The following is a 22248-nucleotide window of genomic DNA, read 5'->3' as shown; positions in this document are numbered from 1 at the left end:
GGAACCAGGGGAGCGGCCGGAAGTCCGGCGGGGAGTCGGCCGGACGGGGCGCCGGACCCCCTCGGCCGGGACGGCGGGCCGGTCGAGAGGGCTCTTCGGCCGGTGGACCGTCGTACGGCACGTCGTACGGAACACGGGGTGCCACGGTCCACGCGCGGGGACGCGCCGAGCCGTGCGGACGGCCCGCGCGGCACTCCGCCCCGGCCGGATCAGCCGAGGTCGAACGTGCCCCCGTGCACCCCGGTCACGAAGGAGGTCCAGGACTCGCAGGTCAGCGCGAGCGCGGGTCCCTCGATGACCTTGGAGTCACGGACGTTGATGGTGTGCGAGATCGGGGACTTGACCTCGACGCACGCGCCGTTGCCCGTCGAGTGGGAGGACTTGACCCACGTACGCGTAGAGCCCTGCTGGATTGCCATGTTCGCTCCGGTTGTGCCAGTTGCCAGTGGTCGTGTGACGCCGCGCCGGTGCCCGTGGGCCCCGACGGCCGCCGCCCACGCGGAACCACCCCGCTTTGGCGGGGACGGATTCCGTCGAGGGCGCGAGCGACGCTACTCGTCCCCTACGCGGTACGACCGACCGCTTCACTCGACAGGATGGGATATGGCATTCAGGTCTTCCGGGTCTTGCCCACCGAGGTGTATTATTCGGCAATTTTTGCGAGACCGGACAATTCCCCGGGAGCGGACGGGATCCGTCCCCTACGGATTCCCCGTCCGGGCCGTAGTCCCCGGTGCTCCACGACGTACTCCAACGACGTGCTCCACGATCAAGGAACCGGTGACTCAGCGTACCCCCGGGCGATCATCTCCGCCATGTCCGGCGGCGGTTGGCGCGCACGGGCGACCGGAACGGTTCGCTCAGCGCGCGTATTCCTGCGCGATCCGGGAGATGAACTGCCGTGATTGTTCGACGTTCAGCGCCTGCGCCCGCAAATGCTCGTACATCACGCTGTAGCGCTGCACGTCGTTCGCCTTCTCCAGATACAGATCGCTGGTGACGCCCTCGATGTAGACCACGCTGGAATCCGACGCGTCGGGAAACTCCAGAATGGCGTACTGCCCGTTCAGCCCCGGGTGCGCGCCCATCTCGAACGGGATCACCTGCACGGTGACGTGCGGCAGCCGCGACTGCTCCACCAGGTACTCCAACTGCTCCCGCATCAGGTCCCGCCCGCCGACCACCCGGCGCAGCGTGGCCTCGTCCAGCACGGTCCACAGCCGCAGCGGGTTCTGCGCCGCGGAGATCCGTTCCTGCCGCCGCAGCCGCACCTGCACCCGTTTGTCGATGTCGCCCGCCGCGGTCTCCGGCAGCGCGCCCGTGATCAGCGCCTCCGCGTACGGACGGGTCTGGAGCAGCCCCGGCACCACCTGCGGGTCGTACACCCGCAACGAGGCGGCGTCCGTCTCCAGACCGATGTACACGCTGTAGGGGATGTCGCCGAACGAGTGCCACCAGCCCTGCTGGCGGGAGTCCTTCGCCATCTGCATCAGCGACTCGACGACCCGGACGTCCTCGACCTCGTACACCCCGCACAGATCGCGGACGTCGCGCTGGCTGATGCTGCGGCGGCCGTTCTCCAGACGGCTGATCTTCGACTGGGAGACCAGCAGGCGCTCGGCCACCTCCTCGGCGGTCATGCCCTTCAGCTCCCGGAGCCGGCGCAGCTCCTGGCCCAGACGTCGTCGCCTGACGGTGGGGTTGACATGGGACGCCATGGGACGTGCACCTCCGGCTCCGGGCCCGCGACCGCTGGCCGCGCCGCGCGACTATCCGTATCTGCTGTTCAGCAGACTGCCACCCGGTGGGGCGCTGGCGCTGGCAAACACCGCTGTTCCCGGGCACCTGTTGACCGGGCCCGGGTGGATGTGCTCCATCGACCGCCGACGTCCGATGTCCGACGTCGACGTCCGACCGCTGACGCCCGGCTCCGATGCCCGGCTCCGACGGCCCGCACCCGACGGCCAGCACCCGACACCTGACGCCCGGGATCCGAACGCCCGGCGTCGGCCGGTGGTGCGTCCCGGGGTGGGGTGCGGGCACGCCTGACGGGCCGACGGCGCGTCCACGCCGTCGGCCCACCGGAAGCGTCACCGGCCCGGAGCCGGTTCCTCAGTGCGCGGCGGCCCGGGCCATCGGCCCGCGCCGCGCCGCCGGAACGGTCACGCCGGGCTCGGCCCGCGCGCTCTGCCGGGGTCCGGCCCCGGCGGGCGCGGCACCGCGTCGCGGACCCGCCCCCGCTCCGTTCTGGACGTCCATGACGGCGTGCGCCACGAGCCCGCCCATCGGATCGTGCCTGATCAGGTCACGCAACCGCGACCGAGAGGAACGCCCCTCGTTCCCGGGGTACAAGTGCTTGCCGAGTCCCACCGCGTGGGCGAGCGCGGCCAGCGCCGCGGTCCGGGGGTCCGGCGGCACGCCGGTCCGGATCGCGCTGTCCAGCCGGGTCCTGATTTCCCGGCTGATCGCCGTGTCCGTCGCCTGGTAGCGAGTCGTCGGCAGCACCCCGCACATCTGACCGGCCACGGCATGCACCATGCCGCACCGCTCCAGATGCGAGAGATAGGTCTGGCGCAGCCCCAGTCGGGGCCCGCCTATCCAATGGACGGCCCGCACCGGTGCCCCGCGCCTGCGGAGCAGTTCGAGTGCGGAGTCCAAGGTCGGATCTCCGGTCGGCCGTGGCACGACCACGGCGATACGATCCCCGTCTGGGGCTATTCGTCCGGCCAACGCCAGCTCGACTAGCTGCGCTCCGGCCAGACCGAGGTCAAGCGACTGCGGCTGCGCTGTGGTACCCGTGGTCGGGTCCAGAGCGAGCAGCAGAAGCTCCTCCGGAAGTGTTCTGCGGCTCCTGCCCATCCATGCCTCCCCGCGTGGATGAATGACAGGGTGACCCCTCTCACATTGGTCTGTCGAGAGCGCGTGGTCGGTTTGTAGTGGAACCGATAGGTATGTCGTTCTCGTCTACCGGGAGGGGCGGGTCCGGAACCAGCAGACTGGGACCGGCCGGAGCGTCCCGGGTTCGGGATCGAGGCGTGCCGCGCGCTCCAAGGGCGGCGGGCGTGGCCGGTTCACTGGCGAGTGGTTGCAGAGCACGGCGTAGGAGGCACGGTGGCGGGCGAGTCCCCCGGCAGGTCGGAGCGGCGGAACGGGTCGGGAGACCCGGAGTCCCCCACAACCACGACGACGGCTTCGGAGCCCGGGAGGGTTCCCGCCGCGCGCGGTCCGCGGTCCGGCGCGTCCCGGCCGGGCGCCGGGGAGGGCACCGTCACGGACGGGACGGACACGGCCACGGCGGTGTTCCGGACCCCGGTCGCCTTCGCGGACGCCGACGACCGGGACGGGGACGGTGACGACGGGGACGCGGACGGCCGGGACGCGGACCGGGCCGACGGCGCCGACGGCGACGGTGACCGGCGCGATGACCGGGCCGACGGCGACCGGGCCGACGACGTCACGGGCCCCGCCGACGCGGACGGCGCTGACGCGGACCCCGTCGACGGGAACTCCGCCGACGCGGACGGTGGCGCGACGGACGCCGACGGCGCGGGGGGCGGCGCGGCGTCCGACGCCGGGGCCGGGTCCGGCGGCGACGATGATGATGACCGCGACGGGGAAGCCGGGAAGGCGGCCGGGGCCCAGCGCACCGGCGCCACCACGGGCGCCCCGGACGCGGACGACGGCCCCGCCGAGGCCCTGGAGGGCGACAGGGGGCCCGTGGACGATTCCGCTTCGGCCGGGGACCCCGACCGCCCCGCCGACGCCCCTGAGGGCCGTACAGGGGCTCTGGAGGGCGCGCCGGAAGGGGACGCCGACGGCGGGACGGACGCCGACGAGGCCCCGGAGCCGCGTCGCGCACCGGATTCCGCTTCCGCGCCGGAGACACCGGAAGCCACGGACGGCCCCGCCGCCCCCACCGCCACGGACGGCGACGCCGAGGACGGCGACGACCCCGACGAGGCCGCCGGGACCGCCGCGGACGGCGCGACCGACGGCCAGCCCGGCCAAGCCGACGAGTCCGACGCGGCCGACGAGTCCGGGAAACCTGAGGACGAGCCCGACGACGAGCCCAAGGGCGCCGACGCGGACCGAGCCGACGCCGCCTCCGGCCCCGCCGTGGACCAGGCGACCGCCGTCTTCCGGACGGCGAAGGCCCCGCCCCGTGTCGACCAGCCCACCACGACCCTCCAGTTCGGCAAGCGCGCCGAAGCCGCCCCCGGAACCGACGGCGACAGCGCCGGGACCGACACCGGGGACGGGCGCGAGGACGACCGCGCCACCACGGCGACCGACGGCGGCGCCCCGCCCGGGCCCGAAGCTCCCGAGGACGGAACCCCCGCCGGAAAGGGGATCGACCCGAAGGGCCCCGACGGGAAGGTTCCCGCCGGGAAGGACGCCGACCGGAAGCACCCCGAGCGGGACCAGGAGCGGACCAGCAAGTTCGTCGCCCTGAAGCCGCTGGACGGGCAGCCCGCCACCGACCGCCGCCCCGCCGCCCCGCCGTCCTGGGCGGCCAAGGCGACGGGCACGGGCGCGACGGCCACGGGGACCGCCGCCGGGAGCGCGGGCGCCTCCGCCGCGACGACCGGCACCCCGCCCCGGGGCGCCCGCGTCGCCCCGGACGGCACCGCCGCCGACACCTCGGCCCTGCCCGCCGGGCCGCCGGAGCCCACCACCCAGCAGCCGCTGCCCCCGAGGCCCCCGCTGGACCTCCTGGCCGAGCTGACCAACACCCCGCCGCCGCCCCAGACCCCGCTGCGGACGGCCGCCCGGCGGGTCAAGATCTGGACCCCGCTGGTCCTCCTCCTGGTGATCGTCTTCGCGGTCGCACAGATGCTGCGTCCGCTCCCGGAGCCGACGCTGACGCTCACCACCGACCGGACGCACACTTTCAAGGGTGACAAGGTGTCGCTGCCGTGGCCCGAGGAGGGGCACGGCTGGATGGACGTCAACGGCGTCGGCACGATGGACCGGTTCGGGGAGCAGAAGCCCGTGCCGATCGGCTCGGTCGCCAAGGCCATGACGGCGTACGTGATCCTCAAGGAGCACCCGCTCAAGCCCGGCGCCGACGGGGCGAAGATCCCCGTCGACCGCAAGGCGGAGGAGCAGGGCGGGCTCGACTCCGTGGGCGAGTCGACGCTCAACACCCTCAAGGAGGGCGACGAGATCACGCAGAAGGACGCCATCGCGGCCATCATGATCCCGTCCGCGAACAACATCGCCCGGCTGCTGGCCCGTTGGGACTCCTCCGAGAAGGAGTTCGTCGCGAAGATGAACCAGGCCGCCGAGGACCTGGGGATGGAGAACACCACCTACACCGATCCGTCGGGGCTGAACGAGACCACCGTCAGCACCGCCGAGGACCAGGTGAAGCTGGGGCACGAACTGGTCCGGATGAAGGCCCTCACCGACATCACCAAGCTGCCGGTGTGGACCGACCAGACGGGCAAGGAGTGGCAGAACTACAACCGGCTGGTCCCCTACGACGGTGCCATCGGCATCAAGACCGGCACCACCACCAAGGCGGGCGGCAATCTGCTCTTCGCCGGGACCAAGAAGGTCGGCGGGGAGACGGCGATCGTCGTCGGGGCGATCCTCGGGCAGCACAAGCCGCCGATCATCGACACGGTCAACGCGGTCAGCAAGACCGCCATGATCGCCGCCCAGGGCGCGGTCAAGGCCGACGTCATCCTGAAGAAGGGCGCGGTCGTCGGCCACGTCGACGACGGGCTCGGCACCCGCACCCCGGTCGTGGTGACCGAGGACGTGTCGGCGGTCGGGTTCGCCGGGCACACGGTGAAGGTGGAGCTGAGCGCGGCGAAGGACCTCGCGCACTCGGCCGCCGCCGGGGAGCGGGTCGGCACGCTGAAGGTCGGTGACGGTTCGGGCGGCGCGGTGGAGGTTCCGGTGGCCCTCCAGAGCGCCAAGAGCGAACCGGGCTTCGGACCGAAGCTGACCCGCCTGGGCTGACCGCCGCCGTCCCGACCCCGTCCCGGCCCCCGTTCCCTCCGGCCCGGACCACGCCCGGCCCGAACGGACCGTCCGGCCCGGACGACGTCCCACCCCGCGACACGACCGCCGCCGCCCGCCCCCCAACGGGGTGGGCGGCGGCGGTCGTCCGCGTTCCGGGCGCGCGGTCCGGCGGCCGGGCCCGGCCGGGTCGGACGCGGCCGACCGGGACGGAGGGGAGGCGCGGGCGCGGACCGTCAGGGGGCGAGCCGTAGCGCCAGCCCGTCCAGGACGCGGTCCAGTCCGTACCGGAAGTCCTGGTCCCGCGTCTCGGCGAGGCTCAGCTCCGCGTCCGGCCGGGTCTCCCGCAGCCGGGGGAACTCCTCGGTGGCCTCGTCGACGGCGGGCTGGAGCCGGGCGGCCCACTCCTCCTCGTCCCCGCCCTCCCGGGCGACCATCGTGAGCCAGGCGGCCTCGCTGGTGCCCATCCCGATCACATAGGCGAAGACGGTGCCGATCGCCTGGCTCGCCTCCCGCCGGTCGAACCCGGCGGACTCGAAGAGCGCCAGCATCCCGTCGTTGATGCGCATGACGTTCGGGCCCATGTAGGCGAGTCCGACCTGGCTGAAGAAGGACGCGATCCACGGGTGCCGCAGGATCATCGCGCGCACGCTGTCGGCGCAGACGGAGGTGGTCTCGCGCCAGCGTTCGGGACCTTCGGCGCCGGGGGCGTGGATCTCGCCGTAGACCTCGTCCACGACCAGCTCGATCAGTTCGTCCCGGTTGGCCACGTGCCGGTACAGCGAGGTGGCGCCCGCGCCGATCCGGGTGCCGAGCCGTCGCATGCTGAGGGCCTCCACGCCTTCGGCGTCGAGCAGGGCGACGGCCTCGTCGACGATGTGCTCCCGGCTGAGCACGGGCTGCTCACGGCGCGGCCGCCGTCGCGTCCAGGCGGACGAGACGGGTGCCGTCGACGGGACGGGCGCCGAGGACGCGCCCGGTGCCGTCGCCGCGCCCGGTGCCGCTGAACCGGCCGCCGTCGTCGCCGCCGCGTCCGGTGCCGCCGGTCGGAGCTCTCCCCCGTCCGCCCCGCCCGCTTCCGCGCCTGATCCCGTTCCCGCTCCCGTTCCCACTCCCACGGTGATCCGCTCCTGTTCCGTGTCCGTCCCGGGTGTTCCGGTTCCGTCCCGGGCCGCCGAGGGGGAGGGGTCCCCCAGGGTTTCCGGGCCTTCCCCGTCACCGTAGCGCACACCGTACGCGCAAGCGCACGTCGTACCGTCCGGCGCGATCCCGCCACGCTGCGAACGCTGTGCGCACTTGCGTACAGCGATCCTCCGGCATACGTTGTTCGCATCGAAGGAACGGTGTTCGCACAACAGGAACACTGTTCGCGCAACAGGAACACTGTTCGCAAAGATCCGTAGAAGGGCCCGGTCGACCTCCTGCCGAGCTCCCCGCCCCCCGGCCCGGCCGGGCCGCGTCCCATCGAGAGGTGCCGCATGGAAACGTCCCCGCGAACGTCGTCCCCGGCCAGCGCCGCCACCCGCGACCCCCGCCGCTGGCTGATCCTGGTGGTGCTGTGCCTGAGCACCCTCGTCCTGGTCATCGACAACATGGTGCTGACCGTGGCGGTCCCCTCCCTCTCGGAGGACCTCGGGGCCACCAGCCAGGACATCCAGTGGATCCTCGACTCCTACATCCTGGTCTTCGCCGGACTGCTGCTGACCTCGGGCGGCCTCGCGGACCGCTTCGGCCGCCGCCGGGTGATGGTCATCGGGCTGGCGCTCTTCGGGCTCTCGTCCCTCGCGGCGACCTTCGCCACCGACCCGGGGCAACTCATCGCGGCCCGCGCGGTGATGGGCGTCGGCGGCGCGCTGGTGCTGCCCAGCACCCTGTCGATCCTCATCACCGTCTTCGACGAGGACGAGCGCCGCACCGCGATGGCCGCGTGGAGTTCCGTCGCGATGGTCGGCCTGATCGGCGGTCCCGTCCTCGGCGGCGCGCTGATCGCCTGGTTCTGGTGGGGCGCCGTCTTCCTGATCAACGTGCCGATCGCCGTGGTCGCCGTCGTCGCCGCGTACGTCCTCATGCCCGAGTCCCGGGGGCCCCGGCAGAAGGCGGACCCGCTCGGCGCGGTCCTCTCCTCCGTCGGCATGGTCGCGATCGTCTGGACCGTCATCGAACTGCCCAAGGCCGGACTCGACCACCCCGCCACCCTCGCCTCCCTGGTCACGGCCGTCGTGGCGAGCGCCGGGTTCGTCTACTGGGAGACGCGCACCGACTCCCCGATGGTCCCCCTCGGCCTCTTCCGCGACCGGAACTTCAGCGGCGGCAGCCTCTCCCTGACCCTGGTCCAGGTCGGCAACGGCGGGCTGCTGCTCGTCCTCAGCCAGTACCTCCAGTCGGTCCTCGGCTACACGCCCACCGAGGCGGGCCTGGCGTTCGTCCCGGTCGCCGTCACCTCCCTCGTCTTCAACGCCCTCGGCGCGGCCCTCGGCTCGAAGACCGGCAACCGCCTCCTCGTCACCGTCGGTCTGCTCCTCACCGCGGCGGGCTTCCTCGCCCTGGCGGCGGTCGCCGACGACGGCGGGACGTGGGCGGTCGCCGCCGCCCTGGCCCTGCTGGGCTCCGGCTCCGGACTGGCCATGCCCGCCGCCATCGCCGCGCTGATGGGAGCCGTCCCCGAGGAGCGGGCGGGCGTCGGCTCCGCCCTCAACGACACCATCCAGCAGATGGGCGCCGCGCTCGGCGTCGCGGTCCTCGGCAGCGTGGTCGCCGACGGGTTCGCGGACCGGCTGCCCGCCACCGCCCCCGAGGGCGCGGACCGTTCGGTCGCCGACGCCCTCGCCGTCGCGGCACGCACCGGGGACGACTCCCTGGCCGAGGCCGCCCGGGACGCCTTCACCGGGGCGATGTCCACCGGGTTCGTCCTCGCCGCGGCGGGCGTCCTCGCCGCCGCCGTCCTGGCCTTCCTGGTCATGCGGGACCATCCGGTCCCCGGGGCCCGGACGGAGGGGACCCCGGAGACCCCCGCGATCCCCGCGACCACGACCCCCTGACCGTCACCGGCCGCCTGCCTCCCGACCACGACCAGCCGCCCGCCCGCCCGCGGACCGTCCCCGCACGAAACACCCGACGCACGAGCACGCCGCGCGACGTCTGACGCGCGAGGTCTGATCCGGAACACCCAGCACAGAGCACCCAACACCCAGCACCCCGACACGCACCCAAGGAGCCCGCCATGACCACCCAGCCCCAGAACCCCGCCCCGTCCCAGAGCCCCCTCCCGTCCGAGAACCCCGCCCCGGCCGGGAAGCCCGCCCAGGTTGGCGAGCCCGCCCAGGTCCGCGAGCCCGTCCGGGTCCCGGCCGAGCGGTACGCCGTCGCGGAGTCCCTCCTCCGTCACAACCGCTCCAAGCTGGTGTTCGGCGGCAAGGTCCGCCCCCAGTGGACGGGTGACGGCTCCCGCTTCTGGTACGCGGTGGCCGTCGACGCGGGCGACCCCGACGACCCGACCCCGGGCCGGGCCTTCGTCACCGTGGACACCCGCGAGGGCACCCGGACCCCGGCGTTCGACCACGTCCGGCTGGCGGCGGCCCTCGCCGAGGCCACCGGGACCCGGGTCGACCCGTCCCGCCTCCCCTTCGAAGCGATAGAGGTGACCGAGGCGACCGAGGCCACCAACACGAACGAGACGAACGAGACGGGTGAGACGAGCAAGGCAGACAAGGCAGACAAGGCAGATGAGGCGACCGTGGCGGCCGGAGAAGGCCCGTACACGGCGGTCGAGTTCGACACGGCGGACGGTCGCTGGCGCTGTGACCTGCGCACCTACACCCTGGAGCGGGTGACGGACCACGTCCCGACCGGCCCCCTGGAGCAGGTGTCGCCCGACCGCGCGCGGGCGGTCCACCTCAGGGAGCACGACCTGTGGGTCCGCGACCGGAGGACCGGCGAGGAGCGCCGTCTCACCACGGACGGCGCCGAGGACCACGAGTACGGGCTGAGCCCCTTCACCCCGCAGGTCCTCCTCGACCGGATCGGCCTGCCGCACCTGCCCCCCGCGCTCGCCTGGTCCCCCGACTCCACCCGCGTCCTCACCCACCTCACCGACCAGCGGGAGGTCCGCCGCACCCACTACGTCGCGACCGCTCCCGACGGCGGTGGAGCCCCCGAACTGGTCACCCAGCGGTACGCGTTCCCGGGCGACGAGAAGCTGCCGACCGGTGAGCTGGTGATCCTCGACGTGACGACCGGCGACGCCGTGCGGGCCCGCACCGCGCCGCTGGACATGCCGCTGATGTCCCCGGTCACCACCCGCTGGGCGTGGTGGGCCGAGGACGGTTCGGCGGTGTACTTCCTGCGCCAGACCCGGGACGCGCGCACCCTCGTCCTGGCCCGGATGGACGCGGTCACCGGCGAGGTCCGCACCCTGGTCAGCGAGTCGGGCCCGACCCGGGTCGAACCGGCCCAGACCCGCGAACAGGCCCCCATGGTGCGGGTGCTGGCGAACGGCGAGCGGGTGCTCTGGTACTCGCAGTCCGACGGCTGGGGCCACCTCTACCTGTACGACACGGCCACCGGCGAGCGGCTCTCCCAGGTCACCCGGGGCGCGTGGGCGGTCCAGGAGATCCTGCGGGTCGACGAGGAGGCGGGCGTCGTCCACTTCCTCGCCTCGGGGCTGGTGGCCGCCGACCCGTACCGCCGCGGCGTGTGCCGCGTCGGCCTCGACGGCACGGGGTTCGCCCGGCTCACCGACGACGACCTGGACCACCGGGTGACGGTCACCCCGGCGGGCGACCGCTTCCTGGACTCGGCCTCCGCCGTGGACACCCCGCCGGTCATGACCGTCCGCGACTGGACGGGACGGGAGGTGGTGACCGTGGAGCGGGCCGACGTCACCCGGCTGCGGGCCACCGGCTGGACCCCGCCCGAGCCGTTCACGGCCAAGGCGGCCGACGGCGTCACCGACATCCACGGGATCGTCTACAAGCCGCACGACTTCGATCCGGAGCGGAGCTACCCGGTCATCGACCACCCCTATCCGGGCCCGCACGCCCGCCGAGTCAACACCGCCTTCGACCCGGGCCTGTTCGGCTGTGACGCCGAGGCGGTCGCGGCCCTCGGGTTCGTGGTGATCGCGGTGGACGGGCGCGGCACGCCCGGCCGGGACAAGGCGTTCCACGACGCCTCGTACGCCCGGCTGGAGACCGGCGGCCACCTGGACGACCACGTGACGGCGATCCGTCAACTGGCCGTGTCCCGGCCGTGGATGGACCTCGACCGGGTCGGCGCGTTCGGGCTGTCGGGCGGCGGCTTCGCCACGGTGCGGGCCCTCGCGGACCACCCCGACTTCTACCGGGTGGGCGTCGCGGAGGCGGGCAACCACGAGAACCGGCACTACCACCTGTGGTGGTCGGAGACGTACGACGGTCCGGCCGCCAAGCAGGACTACGCCCGCAGCTCCAACGTCGAGGCCGCGCACCGGATCGAGGGCAAGCTGCTGCTGGTCCACGGAGGGATGGACGACAACGTCCACCCCCACCAGACGCTCCGCCTGGCCGACGCCCTCATCGAGGCGGACAAGGACTTCGACCTGCTGATCGTCCCCCGCGCGGAGCACGCCTTCTTCGGCTACGAGCACTACGTGAGCCGTCGCCGCTGGGACTACTTCCTGCGGCACCTGCTGGGCGCGGAACCCCCGAAGTACCGGCTGACGCGGCCCGCGATCGACGCGGAACTCCTGATGGACGTCTTCAGCTGACCACCACCGCCCCCTGGCCCACGGCCCGTCCGCGTTCCGGTGGTCACAGCTCCCGAGCGGTGACCACCGGAACGCGCGTCCGCTCCCGGCCGTCGTCCGGACGGCCGACCGCCCGGGCGGCGGGTCAGCCCCCGGGCCGCAGCAGCCCGCGCTCGTACGCCTTCACCAGGCGCTGGGGCACCAGGTGGGGGACGCCGTCGACGGTGACCGTGACGAGCCGGAGCGTGGCGGCCTTCCACTGGGCGCGACGGTGACGGGTGTTGCTGCGGGACATCTTCCGCTTGGGGACGGCCACGGGCTTCTCCAGGGGTGCGAGGGGCTACCCGACGAAGCTACATGAAAACAGTTTCCATTTCCAAAAATACCCCGCCGCCCGCCCCGCGAGGGGCCGTGACCACCGCCCACCACCAACGGCCGCACCGCTCGCCGAGCGAACGCGACGATCCGACGGCCACCCAGGCGGGGGCGGGAACTCACCTCCTCCTCTGCCGCCGCCGTCCCGCCCTCTTCCCGGCCTCACTCCGACCGCGCTGCGTCCACTCACCCTGATGGAGATGGCAACGGGACGTCCCCTTCACGGTCTTGTTCCGGCAACGGCCCCCGGCCGCCGTGGGCCACCCGCACTTCCCCTGCCGCCACTCACCCACGATCCCGTCTCCTCCCGCTGGTCGGTCGCCTCCCGAACGCGCGCGTCCAGGGTGCGCCACCGGCCGGAACACGGGACAGGGCGCGTCAACGGCGACCTCCACGGGACGGGGGCGCACGCGGGGCGGCGGATCAGCGCGCCCCGGAAGCCCGACCGCACCCACCTGGCCGACCGCTACCGGCTCACCGGGGGAACCCTCCACTGGAACCCCACCCGAACCCCGGCCGAGAACGCGACCACGCACCCCGCCCCGCCCCACTGAGCTGCGACCACCGGCCAGGGGCACGAACGGGCGCCCGACTCCCGGGCGCGCGGACACGCCGAGGGCCCCACCGATCCCGGTGGGGCCCTCGCCATGGTGCCCCCGGCAGGATTCGAACCTGCGACACCCGCTTTAGGAGAGCGGTGCTCTATCCCCTGAGCTACGGAGGCCGGTGCTTGGAGAACGCCGGAAGGACTCCGGCGAGGGATCTTCGACAAGGAAGCCAAGCCCGTCGGTCGTACGTGGTGTGGGTCCCGCCGGGTGGCACCGCCACCGACAGGAGCCGCCCCGACGGCCGACCAGGGAACAGGGTAGCGGATGCCCATCCGCCCAGGAGGCCACGTTTCCGGGGCGGACGCACCAAGCCGCGCTGACCAGCGAGTCCACAGTGGGGACGCGGATGCGGATGCGGACGCGGACGGTGTGGACGGGACGGGACGGGACAGGGGCGGGGGCCGTCCGGGTCGTGGGGGGAGTGGCGCGTGGCGAGGAGGCGCGCCCGCGTCCCCCGGTCCCGGGTCCGCCGAGTGCCGCCGTCTCACGGGCGGTCCAGCCCCCACGTCTGCAAGGCGTAGGCCCGCCCCTTCTCCTCGCCCGTGATCAGGGGGACGTCGAGCAGCGCGAAACCGGTCTTCTCGGCGACCGCGACGCTGGCGGCGTTCTCGGCCTCCAGTTCCAGGATCACCCGCTCCACGCCCAGTTCCTCGAAGGCGTACGCCGCCATCACCCGCACCGCCCGTGCGGCGAGTCCCTGACCTCGGTGCGCCGGGCCGACCGCGTAGCCGAGCTCGGTGCCCTCGGGGGCCCGTCGCACCATCACCTCGCCGAGCGGCGCGCCGCCGTCGACCGTGATGGCCAGCAGCACGGCCGTGCCCTCCGCCCGCAGCTTCCGGCTCCGCTCCAGCCGGGCGCGGGCGGCCGCCTCGTCGAAGGGGGAGACGATCGGCGTCCAGTACGCGATGTCGGGGTGGTCGAACAGTTCCGGCATCGCGGCCAGGTCCGACTCCGTCCAGTCACGCAGGACGAGTCCCTCCCCCGAGATCTCGATCCGCTCGGGAAAGGGCGACGTGGTGCTGCTCATGGCGGGACCTCCCTGGCCGGTTCAGGACAAGATCAAGATAGTCCCGCCGGGGACGGGCCGTCGGCGGCGGACCTGAGCCGGTACCGGTGGAACTCCCAGGCCGTGTACCCCACGGCCGGCACGGTGGCGGAGGGGACGGTCCACCACGGGAGACCCACCCCGAAGGCCAGGAACCCGGTGGCCGCGCAGAGGATCAGCGTCAAGAAGAACAGCGGTCGCCCGTAACCGCGCCAGACGAATGGTTCGGGACGGGCCGGACGGGCCAGCCGCACCGTGCCGAAACCGAGGCCCAGCGCGGCCAAGAGGCCCGCGAGGGTGCCGAGGGCCGCGATCACCTGCGGGTCGTCGCGGGGTTCCGCGGAGGTGGCCTGACGCACGCCGTCACGGCTGAGGGCGGTGACCTCGCCGCGCCAGACGGTGCCGCTGACGCGGTCCCCGGGCCGGAGCCGTTGCAGCAGGGGGGCCGGGTCGCCGAACGTCACGACCGTGTCCCCCGCGTCGCCGGAGGCCGTTCCCGCCCGGCGCAGGGTCGCCTCGTAGCTGTCGCTCCTGTTCTGCACGCTGGCGTCGACGCCCCGCACCGTGAAGGTGAGGGTGCGCAGGCAGTCCGCGTCCTCCGGGGCGCCCGCCGTGGTGTCGGCGGGGCACGCCCCGGCCGAGGAGTGGGCCCGGTACCGCTCCACGTCGGACGGCAGCCAGTGGGCGAACACGAAGTAGCACGCCAGTGCCGGAAGCAGAGCCGTCAGGACCAGCAGCGCGCCGATGAGCCGGATGCGGCGCGGTGACCACCGGGCGGCGGCCCGGGCGGCCGCCCGGGTGGTGCCCCGGTCGGCGCGTGACGGGTGCGGCGGGGGTTCCGGGTCCGTTCCGTGGGTCCGGTCCGTCCTCGTCGTCATCGTCACCCCTCGTGCGCCGTCGGGTCGGGACCCGCGCCCTTCCGGAGTCGTCGCCCCGGCCGTCACGCCAGCCTCTCCCGGATCGGGGGCACCGGGGGAGGGCGCGAACGGGCAAGGTCACGGCCTTCCCGTCTTCCGTCTTCTGCCTTCCGCCTCCACGGTCGTCAGGACCACCGTGGAGGCGGAGGATGTGCGGCTGCGGCTGCGGCTGCGGCTGCGGCGACGAGTGGCGAGTGGCGACGAAAGAACCCCGCCCCTCGGAATCGAGGAGCGGGGTTCTCGTATGGAGCGCTGGGCAGGCCTTGCACCTGCATCTCCCCACAGGAAGTGGGGCGCCTTTCCTTGGACCACCAACGCACGACCAGTTCCCAGGAGTTCTGGCGACCGGCTCAAGATCAACCATACCCCATGTCGGCCGTTCGGGTGACCACCGCGCCGGTGCCGTTCCCGCCGTCGGTGCCGTCAGGGCCGTCGGTGCGGGAGCGGCCGGGCCGGAGGGCCCGGGGCGCGCGGCGGACGAGGACGGCAGAACGACAGACGGCAGGACGACAGACAGCGGACGGCGCGTCAGGAGCGGGTCACCCGCACCGTGTACTCGCCGGACGCGTTCACCCCGCCGACCGACACCCGCACGCCGGACTCCGGGTCCCTGAACGTCTCCCCGGGGGCGAAGGGCGCGTCCGAGAGCTCGGCGTGCACATTGGGCCGCCGGGTGCATCCGCCGCTGTCGCGCGCCGAGTCGTACACGGTCACCGGACCCCGGCCGGTGTCGACCTCCGCGTCCACCCGGTACACCAGTACGCCCGCCTTGCACACCGCCTCGTCGTTGCCCTCGCCGGTGCGGACCTCCACCGCGACGCCCGAGGCCCCGTCCAGCGGTACGAACACCAGCTTGGGTCCGCCCGCGCGGGCCAGTGGCGACAGGGTGTACTCCAGGGTGCCCCGGCCCGCGACACAGCTGACCTGGTCGTCGTCCAGCCAGCCCAGCTTCCACTTGTGCCAGCCGAGGAAGTCGTTGTTGGCCCCCCAGTCCTCGCTCATGATGTCCCAGTGGCCGACCGCGCCGCCGCCCTCCTGGGTGTACAGGTCGGGCAGCCCGAAGACGTGCCCGTTCTCATGGGGCAGCACCCGGTACCCGGTGTCCTCGTAGGAACCCGATCCGTCGTCCTGGCGGCTGTACACGAACGACGCGTTGGCGACCGGAACCCCGTCCGCCACGGGCGCCTCGTGGTTGCCCGCGAAGGTCACCGACAGGACCGTCTCCAGCGCGGGCGGCCCCGCGTTCGGCGTCGCCAGCACGTTCAGCAGGTCGTACGACCCGAAGTCCACCTCAGGGTCGGCCGCCGTCACGATGTCGTCCACGAGCTGCCGGTACCCGGGCTCGAAGGGCGCGCCGCGCTCTATCCCGTACTCGGCGAACGGGCGCGGCATCCGCAGCCAGTCCTTGACCGGTGCCTCCGGGCGGTACTCCAGACGTCCGTACGAGCTGGTGGCGAACCACTCCCGGGTCTTCGGGAAGAACTCCGCGAGCCGCTCGGCGGCCGTGCCTTCGCCCGGCGCGTCCGGGAAGTCGACCATCAGGTTCAGGGCCCGGACCGTTCCCGTGGAGCGCGCGTACCCGGGCGGTGTCGGCACGCCCTCCGACAGCTGGACCTCCAGCTGCCCGCTGATCATGCAGGGGCCGATCGTCGCGCCGCGCGCCGACTGCGAGGTCGGTCCGGCGGTGTTCGTCGACCCCTGGGACAGCCTGCCCGTGCTCGCGGAGGTGGTGACCGCGAGGGTGAGCGCGGTCAGGGAGGCGAGGAACGCCGCGCGGCGCGGGCCGCGTATCCGACGGCAGGACGGCTGCATACGTGGGCCTTCCCCTCGCGGCAGCCGTCCGGTGTGGCTGCGCCCTCCGCCCACCCTGTGCCGGGTCGCCCGCCCGCGCGCGCTGAGCGGGCCCGATCGTGGGTTTCCCGGCGGGGAGGGTGTGACGGAGGACGGACGGGGGCACCGCGCGCGGGCGGTGCCCCCGTACCGCGCGGGCGCCCGGAGCGAGGCGCGCGGTACCGGGCGCGCCCGACGTGCGGGGGACGCCGCGCGGACGGTCGGAGCGGCGGGCGGAGGCGCCGGTCGGATCGGTCCGCCGGTCGCGGTGGCGTCAACACCGGACGGGCGTCCGACGGAACGGATGCCGCTGTGACGGGGGTCACGCACCCCCGGGAAATAAGTGGGGATCGAATCCCCGTTTGAGCTAGTGTTCCAACGAACCGGGGACTGAGTCCCCGGTTCACCGGACGGTCAGACGTCAAGGGTGGGCGAGCGAAGGGGCCGATGGTCCCGTGTGGCGGCCGACCCGGTCGACGAGGGCCGGCCGTCGAACGCCGCACGCTGAACGCCCAATGCCGAAAATCAAACGCTGAACATCGAATGTCGAACGCCGGATGCCGAACGCGTCGACCCGACGAGAGTGTGAGGAGTCACCGCCGTGGCCACCGCGACCAGCCCGTCCCACCCCGCGAACGGCGCCCCGCGCCCCGCTCCGCGTCCGCGCGCCGACGCCCTGCGCAACCGCGAGCGGATCGTCGTCGCCGCCCGGGAGGTGTTCGTCGAGAAGGGCCCCGAGGTCAGCATCGACGAGATCGCCCGTCGCGCCGGAGTCGGCAACGCCACGGTGTACCGGCACTTCCCCGACCGCAAGAGCCTGGTCCACGGGGTCATCTGCCACGTCTTCACCAGCATCTCCCGACTGGCGGAAGCCGCGCTCGCCGACGACCGCGACCCGTTCGCCGCGCTGCGCACCTTCGTGCACGCGGCGGCGGACGTCCGCACCAGCGCCCTGTGCCCGATGCTCTCCGACGGCTTCGACGGCGAGCACCCGACCCTGGTCGAGGCCCGCGAGCGGATCCAGGACCTCGTGGAGGCGCTCCTGGACCGGGCCAGGGCCAGCGGCCAGCTCCGCCCCGACATCACGGTCAGCGACGTCCTGCTGACCGTCTCCCAGCTCACCCGGCCGTTGCACGGCGCGGACGCCGCGAGCAGTCACCGGTTCGCCCGGCGCCAGCTCCAGGTGTTCCTCGACGGGCTGATGGCCCCCGCCCGTTCCGAACTCCCCGACGCACCGATCACCCTGGAGGAACTCCGCACCCAGCACTGCGCGCACCGCGCGACCCGGTCCGCCGGCCGCTGACACGACACCCGGCCGCGCACCGGGTGTGACGCCCTGACCAAGCGTTTCCGCGTTCCGCCGAACCGTGCGGCACTGAGCGGTCCCGAGGGGTCCCGTGTGATCCCGTGCGATCCCGTGCGGGCGAGGGCCGCCGAGGGCTGCCGTCCCGTTCGCCATCGGGTACCGGGGCCGCCGGGCTCCACGGGCCCGACGTCCGGCTCCGCCACCCGAAGCCCTCTCCGCTCCTCTCCAGTCCCCCCAGTCCTCCGCACGGCTCTCCGAGTCCGAGCCCGAGCTTCCTGAGCTGTTCCGTCCGAAGTCCCTAGGTGGGTTCCTCCATGTCCAAAACCGTTCCGTCGCGCTCCGAGACCGAGAATCCGGGCCGCCCGACCCCTGACCCAGCGCGCTGGAAGGCGCTGGTGTTCATCGCCCTGGCGCAGCTCATGGTGGTGCTCGACGCGACCATCGTGAACATCGCTCTGCCCTCCGCCCAGGAGGACCTCGGCATATCCGACGGCAACCGCCAATGGGTCATCACCGCGTACGCCCTCGCCTTCGGCGGACTCCTGCTGTTCGGCGGCCGCATCGCCGACCTGTGGGGCCGCAAGAACACGTTCCTCACCGGCCTCGCCGGTTTCGCCGTCGCGTCCGCCCTCGGCGGAGCGGCCCAGAACGAGGCGCTGCTGCTCGCGTCCCGCGCGCTCCAGGGCGTCTTTGGCGCGCTGCTCGCGCCCGCCGCGTTGTCGCTGCTCGCGGTGATGTTCACCGACGCCAAGGAGCGCGCCAAGGCGTTCGGTATCTACGGCGCCATCGCCGGTGGCGGCGGTGCCGTCGGACTGATCCTCGGCGGCGTCCTCACCGAGTACCTCGACTGGCGCTGGACCTTCTACGTCAACATCCCGTTCGCGGTGGCCGCCGCGGTGGGCGCCTACCTGGTGATCCGCGAGCCCGCGGACGCCCGCAACCGCTCCCCGCTCGACATCCCCGGCGTGGTGCTGTCGACGCTGGGTCTGGTCGCGCTGGTGTACGGCTTCACCCGCGCCGAGTCCGAGGGCTGGTCGGACACCCTGACCGTGGCCATGTTCGTCGCCTCCGGGCTGCTGCTGCTCACCTTCGTCCTCGTCGAGGCCAAGGTGAAGGCACCACTGCTGCCGCTGCGCGTCCTGACCGACCGTAACCGGGGCGGCGTCTATCTGGCGCTCGGTCTCGCGGTCATCGCGATGTTCGGCCTGTTCCTGTTCCTGACCTATTACCTCCAGATCGTGAAGGGCTACTCCCCGGTCCGTACGGGCTTCGCCTTCCTGCCGATGATCGTCGGCATGATCGTCGGTTCCACGCAGATCGGCGCGCGGCTGATGACCCAGGTTCCGGCCCGGATGCTGATGGGTCCCGGATTCCTGGTCGCGGCCCTCGGCATGCTGCTGCTCACCCGACTGGAGATCGACTCCTCGTACACCGCCCTGCTGCTGCCGTCGATGCTGCTGCTCGGTCTGGGCATGGGCACCTCGTTCATGCCCGCCATGTCGCTGTCGACGCACGGCGTCGAGCCCCGGGACGCCGGGGTCGCCTCCGCGATGGTCAACACCTCGCAGCAGGTCGGCGGCGCGATCGGCACGGCGCTGCTGAACACGATCGCCGCGTCCGCCACGACCGCCTACGTCAAGGACCACATGCCTTCCGCGACCACGCCCACCGAGGCGAAGCGGGTCGGCCTGGAGTCCATGGTCGAGGGGTACACCAGCGCGATCTGGTTCGCGGTGGGCATCCTCGTCGCCTCGGCGGTCATCGCCCTGACGATGGTGAACGCGGGGCGGCCCGACACGGGCGGCTCCGACGGCTCCGCGACGGGTGACGCCGACGAGGAGCTGAGGGTTCCGGTGGTCGCCCACTGAGTTTGGGCGCGGTCCCGGGGCACGGGGGGAGAGCCCGGGTACGGAAGGAATTCCGTACCCGGGCTCTCGCGCGTCACCGGGGCTCGCGCGCGCCCCGCACCGCCCCGGACGTCCTCCCGCCCCGCGCCGACGTTCCCGCCCCGGGTGCGCCCGCCACTCGCGCCCCGGCCGACGAGCCGGCCCAGCGTGCCCTGTCGGCGGGTACGGCCAGCGGGTGCGCCCGGTCGGACGCCGGGTCCGTCCGGTCAGCGGATGGGGCCGGTGCGCCCGGTCGGTGAGTGCGGCTAGCGCAGCCAGGGAAGGTCGGCGCCCACGTCCTCCGGCTGGAGCCCCGCCGCGACGATCTCCATGATCTCGCCGAGCGACTTCCGCTGGCTGGGCGTGAGCCGGTCGAAGAGTGCCTGCCGCACCGCCTCCACATGCCCGGGCGCGGTACGGCGCAGCACCTCGTACCCCTGGTCGGTCAGCACCGCGAACTGGCCCCTGCGGTCCGACGGGCAGTCCTCACGGGTGACCCAACCGCTCTTCTCCAGCCGGGCCACCGCGTGCGAGAGCCGGGACCGGGTGATCTTCGCGGCCCGTGCCATCTCCGTCATGCGCAGCCGTCGCCGGGGCGCCTCGGACAACTGGACGAGGAAGCCGTAGTAGAGGTGCGGCATGCCCGCGTCCCGTTGGAGCTGGCGGTCTAGGTGATCGTCCAGCAGGGCCGTGGCGCTGAGGTACGCCTGCCACACTCGCTGCTCCTGGTCGCTCAGCCAACGGGGCTCCTGCCCGCTGCCGGTGTCGGCGCTGACGTCGGTGACGGTGCCGGTGACTTCAGCGGTAAGGGGCGCGGTGACCGTGCCGGTCGGGGAGACGGTGCCGTCCCGCCCGGGCGGGACGGGCGTCGCGGGCGATGAGGACGGCCCGGGTTCCCCGGGCCGCGGCGGACGCGGAGTGGGTGACGGTGAGGGTGCCGTGGTCATGGATCCCACTGTACGAGCTCCTTCTTGAATGTTAAACAAAACCGTCGTAGCCTCGAAGGCAAAGCTTGAGAGTTCAAGCACTCTGGAGTGGGGACCGACTGCGAAAACGACGGACGGTCGGTTGCCGGTGTCGCGGCCCCGCGAGGTACCGCCAGCGCATCCCCTCCCGGCTGCCCCGCTCTCCCCAGCCCCGCCCCACGCCTCTGGAGCCGTCACCATGACCACCGCCGCCACAGCCCCCACCGCCCCCGACCAGTCGCCCCACGGCGCGGACCGCATGCCCGCGCTCTACCTCAGCCACGGAGCGCCCCCGCTCGCCGACGACCCGGTCTGGCCCGGACAGCTGGCGGCCTGGTCCGCGAACCTGCCGCGCCCCAAGGCGATCCTGATGGTGTCCGCGCACTGGGAAGAGGCCCCGCTGGCGCTCGGCACCGTCGAGCGCGCTCCGCTCGTCTACGACTTCTGGGGCTTCCCCGAGCGCTACTACGCGGTGCGCTACGACGCTCCGGGCGCCCCGAGGCTCGCGGAGTCCGTACGCCGACTGCTGCGCGCCCCCGGAACCCCGGTCCAGGACATCCCGGACCGGGGGCTCGACCACGGAGCGTACGTACCGCTGGTCGAGATGTACCCGGACGCCGATGTCCCCGTCCTCCAGATCTCCCTGCCAACCCTCGATCCACGTCGGCTGATGGACATCGGGCGCAGGCTCGCCCCGCTGCGGGACGAGGGAGTGCTGATCGTCGGGAGCGGGTTCTTCACCCACAACCTCGCGGCACTGCGGCACGCGGGCGGGGTGCCGGGCTGGTCGGCCGAGTTCGACGACTGGGGGCACCGCGCCCTGGCCGCCGGTGATGTGGACGGGCTCCTCGACTTCACGGTCAAGTCCCCCGCGGGCGCCCTGGCCCACCCCCGCACGGAGCACTTCGCCCCGCTCTTCGTCACGATGGGCGCGGCCGACGCGGCCGGAGACCTGGACGCGCAGCGCAGTGTGATCGACGGCTTCTGGATGGGTCTCGCGAAACGGTCGGTGCAGTTCGGCTGAAGCGCCCGCCCGCGCCCGCACGCCCCTCACCGGACCCTCCCGCGAGCCGACAGGGCACCGGGACGGCCTCAGCGGCGGCCGCACGCCTTCGGCCCCGTGCTCTCGCGCCCCGCGAAGGCCGCAGGGGCCGCCCCTCCGGCCCGATGGACGCGGCGCGGCTACCGAACCTGTGCGGGGGAGTGATGTCACCCACGGCACCGTAAGGCAGTCGACCTCGGACCCGTAACGGCCCATGGGCGTAGGTCCCCGGCCCGATAGCCGCCCCCTGGGGGTGAGGTCCCCGTCACCGCGCGCTGCGGACGGATCCCGTTGCGAGCGCCCTCGCGGATGGCCCCGCCACCGCAGAAGGGCAGCCATGGCGAAGAGCGTCTCAGGCGTGAACGAGCACGCAAGGCGTACGAGCCCGCCCGCGCGCCCCTCCGCGCACCCATTCGATCGACGGGCACCCGATGTACGGCTGAACAGGCAACTCGTGCGCGGCCCCGTTCGTCTTGACCTGTGAGGGGCCGAGCCGATCGGAGTCGGAAGGGTCGAAGCGGGGAAGGGGCCGCTGAGGAAGGGGCTGGAGAGGGGGCGGCGTCGCTTCGGTGTGATGTGAGG

At 73.2% G+C, this 22248-nt stretch carries 15 protein-coding genes and 1 tRNA gene; 6 read left to right on the top strand and 10 right to left on the bottom strand.

Annotated features, from left to right (window positions below):
• Nucleotides 1–209: 209 nt before the first annotated feature.
• The 3 genes from ACVWNX_RS13420 to ACVWNX_RS13410 all read right to left on the bottom strand — a co-directional run bounded on the left by ACVWNX_RS13420 (nt 210) and on the right by ACVWNX_RS13410 (nt 2859).
• Nucleotides 210–419 (bottom strand): DUF397 domain-containing protein, encoded by a 210-nt coding sequence (locus tag ACVWNX_RS13420; protein WP_454414145.1) that lies wholly within the window; start codon nt 417–419, stop codon nt 210–212.
• A gap of 441 nt (nt 420–860) precedes the next feature.
• Nucleotides 861–1718, bottom strand: a complete 858-nt coding sequence (locus ACVWNX_RS13415) for a helix-turn-helix domain-containing protein (protein ID WP_454414144.1) — start codon at nt 1716–1718, stop codon at nt 861–863.
• Between the two features lie 394 nt (nt 1719–2112).
• Complete coding sequence (locus ACVWNX_RS13410; protein WP_454414143.1) at nt 2113–2859, bottom strand: GOLPH3/VPS74 family protein; 747 nt, start codon at nt 2857–2859, stop codon at nt 2113–2115.
• Nucleotides 2860–3297: 438 nt separating this feature from the next.
• Between ACVWNX_RS13410 and ACVWNX_RS13405 the strand changes: the two genes are divergently transcribed.
• Nucleotides 3298–5970: a D-alanyl-D-alanine carboxypeptidase gene (locus tag ACVWNX_RS13405; protein ID WP_454414142.1), complete on the top strand. Its 2673-nt coding sequence runs from the start codon at nt 3298–3300 to the stop codon at nt 5968–5970.
• A gap of 236 nt (nt 5971–6206) precedes the next feature.
• Here the strand turns inward: ACVWNX_RS13405 and ACVWNX_RS13400 are convergent, their stop codons facing one another.
• Nucleotides 6207–6866, bottom strand: coding sequence for a TetR/AcrR family transcriptional regulator (locus tag ACVWNX_RS13400; RefSeq protein ID WP_454414141.1), 660 nt, complete (start codon nt 6864–6866; stop codon nt 6207–6209).
• Between the two features lie 582 nt (nt 6867–7448).
• Here ACVWNX_RS13400 and ACVWNX_RS13395 point away from each other — a divergent pair.
• Nucleotides 7449–9008, top strand: a complete 1560-nt coding sequence (locus ACVWNX_RS13395) for an MFS transporter (RefSeq protein ID WP_454414140.1) — start codon at nt 7449–7451, stop codon at nt 9006–9008.
• A 182-nt stretch (nt 9009–9190) separates the two neighbouring features.
• A complete protein-coding gene (locus tag ACVWNX_RS13390; protein WP_454414139.1) occupies nt 9191–11713 on the top strand; it encodes a S9 family peptidase in 2523 nt (840 codons plus the stop codon).
• Between the two features lie 124 nt (nt 11714–11837).
• On the opposite strand, the gene rpmF is transcribed toward ACVWNX_RS13390, so the two are convergent.
• From rpmF to ACVWNX_RS13365, 5 genes are all read right to left on the bottom strand, one after another.
• A complete protein-coding gene (gene rpmF, locus ACVWNX_RS13385) occupies nt 11838–12008 on the bottom strand; it encodes a 50S ribosomal protein L32 (RefSeq protein ID WP_454414138.1) in 171 nt (56 codons plus the stop codon).
• A 707-nt stretch (nt 12009–12715) separates the two neighbouring features.
• A tRNA-Arg gene (locus ACVWNX_RS13380) sits at nt 12716–12791 on the bottom strand.
• 368 nt (nt 12792–13159) lie between these two features.
• Nucleotides 13160–13702, bottom strand: a complete 543-nt coding sequence (locus tag ACVWNX_RS13375) for a GNAT family N-acetyltransferase (protein ID WP_454414137.1) — start codon at nt 13700–13702, stop codon at nt 13160–13162.
• A 32-nt stretch (nt 13703–13734) separates the two neighbouring features.
• The gene (locus tag ACVWNX_RS13370) at nt 13735–14598 is read right to left on the bottom strand and encodes a hypothetical protein (protein WP_454414136.1); all 864 of its coding nucleotides are present in this window, start codon (nt 14596–14598) and stop codon (nt 13735–13737) included.
• Nucleotides 14599–15165: 567 nt separating this feature from the next.
• Entirely contained in the window at nt 15166–16449 is a 1284-nt protein-coding gene (locus ACVWNX_RS13365) for a M6 family metalloprotease domain-containing protein (protein WP_454414135.1), read from the bottom strand.
• Between the two features lie 619 nt (nt 16450–17068).
• Between ACVWNX_RS13365 and ACVWNX_RS13360 the strand changes: the two genes are divergently transcribed.
• Together ACVWNX_RS13360 and ACVWNX_RS13355 are read left to right on the top strand one after the other, a co-directional pair.
• The gene (locus ACVWNX_RS13360) at nt 17069–17770 is read left to right on the top strand and encodes a TetR/AcrR family transcriptional regulator (RefSeq protein WP_454414134.1); all 702 of its coding nucleotides are present in this window, start codon (nt 17069–17071) and stop codon (nt 17768–17770) included.
• A 317-nt stretch (nt 17771–18087) separates the two neighbouring features.
• Nucleotides 18088–19641, top strand: a complete 1554-nt coding sequence (locus tag ACVWNX_RS13355; protein WP_454414133.1) for an MFS transporter — start codon at nt 18088–18090, stop codon at nt 19639–19641.
• A 284-nt stretch (nt 19642–19925) separates the two neighbouring features.
• Here the strand turns inward: ACVWNX_RS13355 and ACVWNX_RS13350 are convergent, their stop codons facing one another.
• Nucleotides 19926–20396, bottom strand: coding sequence for a MarR family winged helix-turn-helix transcriptional regulator (locus tag ACVWNX_RS13350; protein ID WP_454414754.1), 471 nt, complete (start codon nt 20394–20396; stop codon nt 19926–19928).
• A 427-nt stretch (nt 20397–20823) separates the two neighbouring features.
• On the opposite strand from ACVWNX_RS13350, the gene ACVWNX_RS13345 reads away from it, so the two are divergent.
• On the top strand, nt 20824–21648 hold the full coding sequence (locus ACVWNX_RS13345; protein WP_454414132.1) for a dioxygenase family protein: 825 nt from the start codon (nt 20824–20826) through the stop codon (nt 21646–21648).
• The last annotated feature ends 600 nt before the right edge of the window (nt 21649–22248 follow it).

The sequence above is a fragment of the Streptomyces sp. JNUCC 64 genome (genome assembly GCF_054484115.1).
The sequence above is the reverse complement of the archived record's forward strand: the minus strand, read 5'-3'. Positions and strand labels throughout refer to the sequence as shown.

Coding starts and splice junctions, on each gene's coding strand:
- ACVWNX_RS13375 (WP_454414137.1), bottom strand. CDS start 13,702: ATGAGCAGCACCACGTCGCCCTTTCCCGAGCGGATCGAGATCTCGGGG.
- ACVWNX_RS13420 (WP_454414145.1), bottom strand. CDS start 419: ATGGCAATCCAGCAGGGCTCTACGCGTACGTGGGTCAAGTCCTCCCAC.
- ACVWNX_RS13355 (WP_454414133.1), top strand. CDS start 18,088: ATGTCCAAAACCGTTCCGTCGCGCTCCGAGACCGAGAATCCGGGCCGC.
- ACVWNX_RS13370 (WP_454414136.1), bottom strand. CDS start 14,598: ATGACGACGAGGACGGACCGGACCCACGGAACGGACCCGGAACCCCCG.
- ACVWNX_RS13410 (WP_454414143.1), bottom strand. CDS start 2,859: ATGGGCAGGAGCCGCAGAACACTTCCGGAGGAGCTTCTGCTGCTCGCT.
- ACVWNX_RS13345 (WP_454414132.1), top strand. CDS start 20,824: ATGACCACCGCCGCCACAGCCCCCACCGCCCCCGACCAGTCGCCCCAC.
- ACVWNX_RS13365 (WP_454414135.1), bottom strand. CDS start 16,449: ATGCAGCCGTCCTGCCGTCGGATACGCGGCCCGCGCCGCGCGGCGTTC.
- ACVWNX_RS13415 (WP_454414144.1), bottom strand. CDS start 1,718: ATGGCGTCCCATGTCAACCCCACCGTCAGGCGACGACGTCTGGGCCAG.
- ACVWNX_RS13390 (WP_454414139.1), top strand. CDS start 9,191: ATGACCACCCAGCCCCAGAACCCCGCCCCGTCCCAGAGCCCCCTCCCG.
- ACVWNX_RS13395 (WP_454414140.1), top strand. CDS start 7,449: ATGGAAACGTCCCCGCGAACGTCGTCCCCGGCCAGCGCCGCCACCCGC.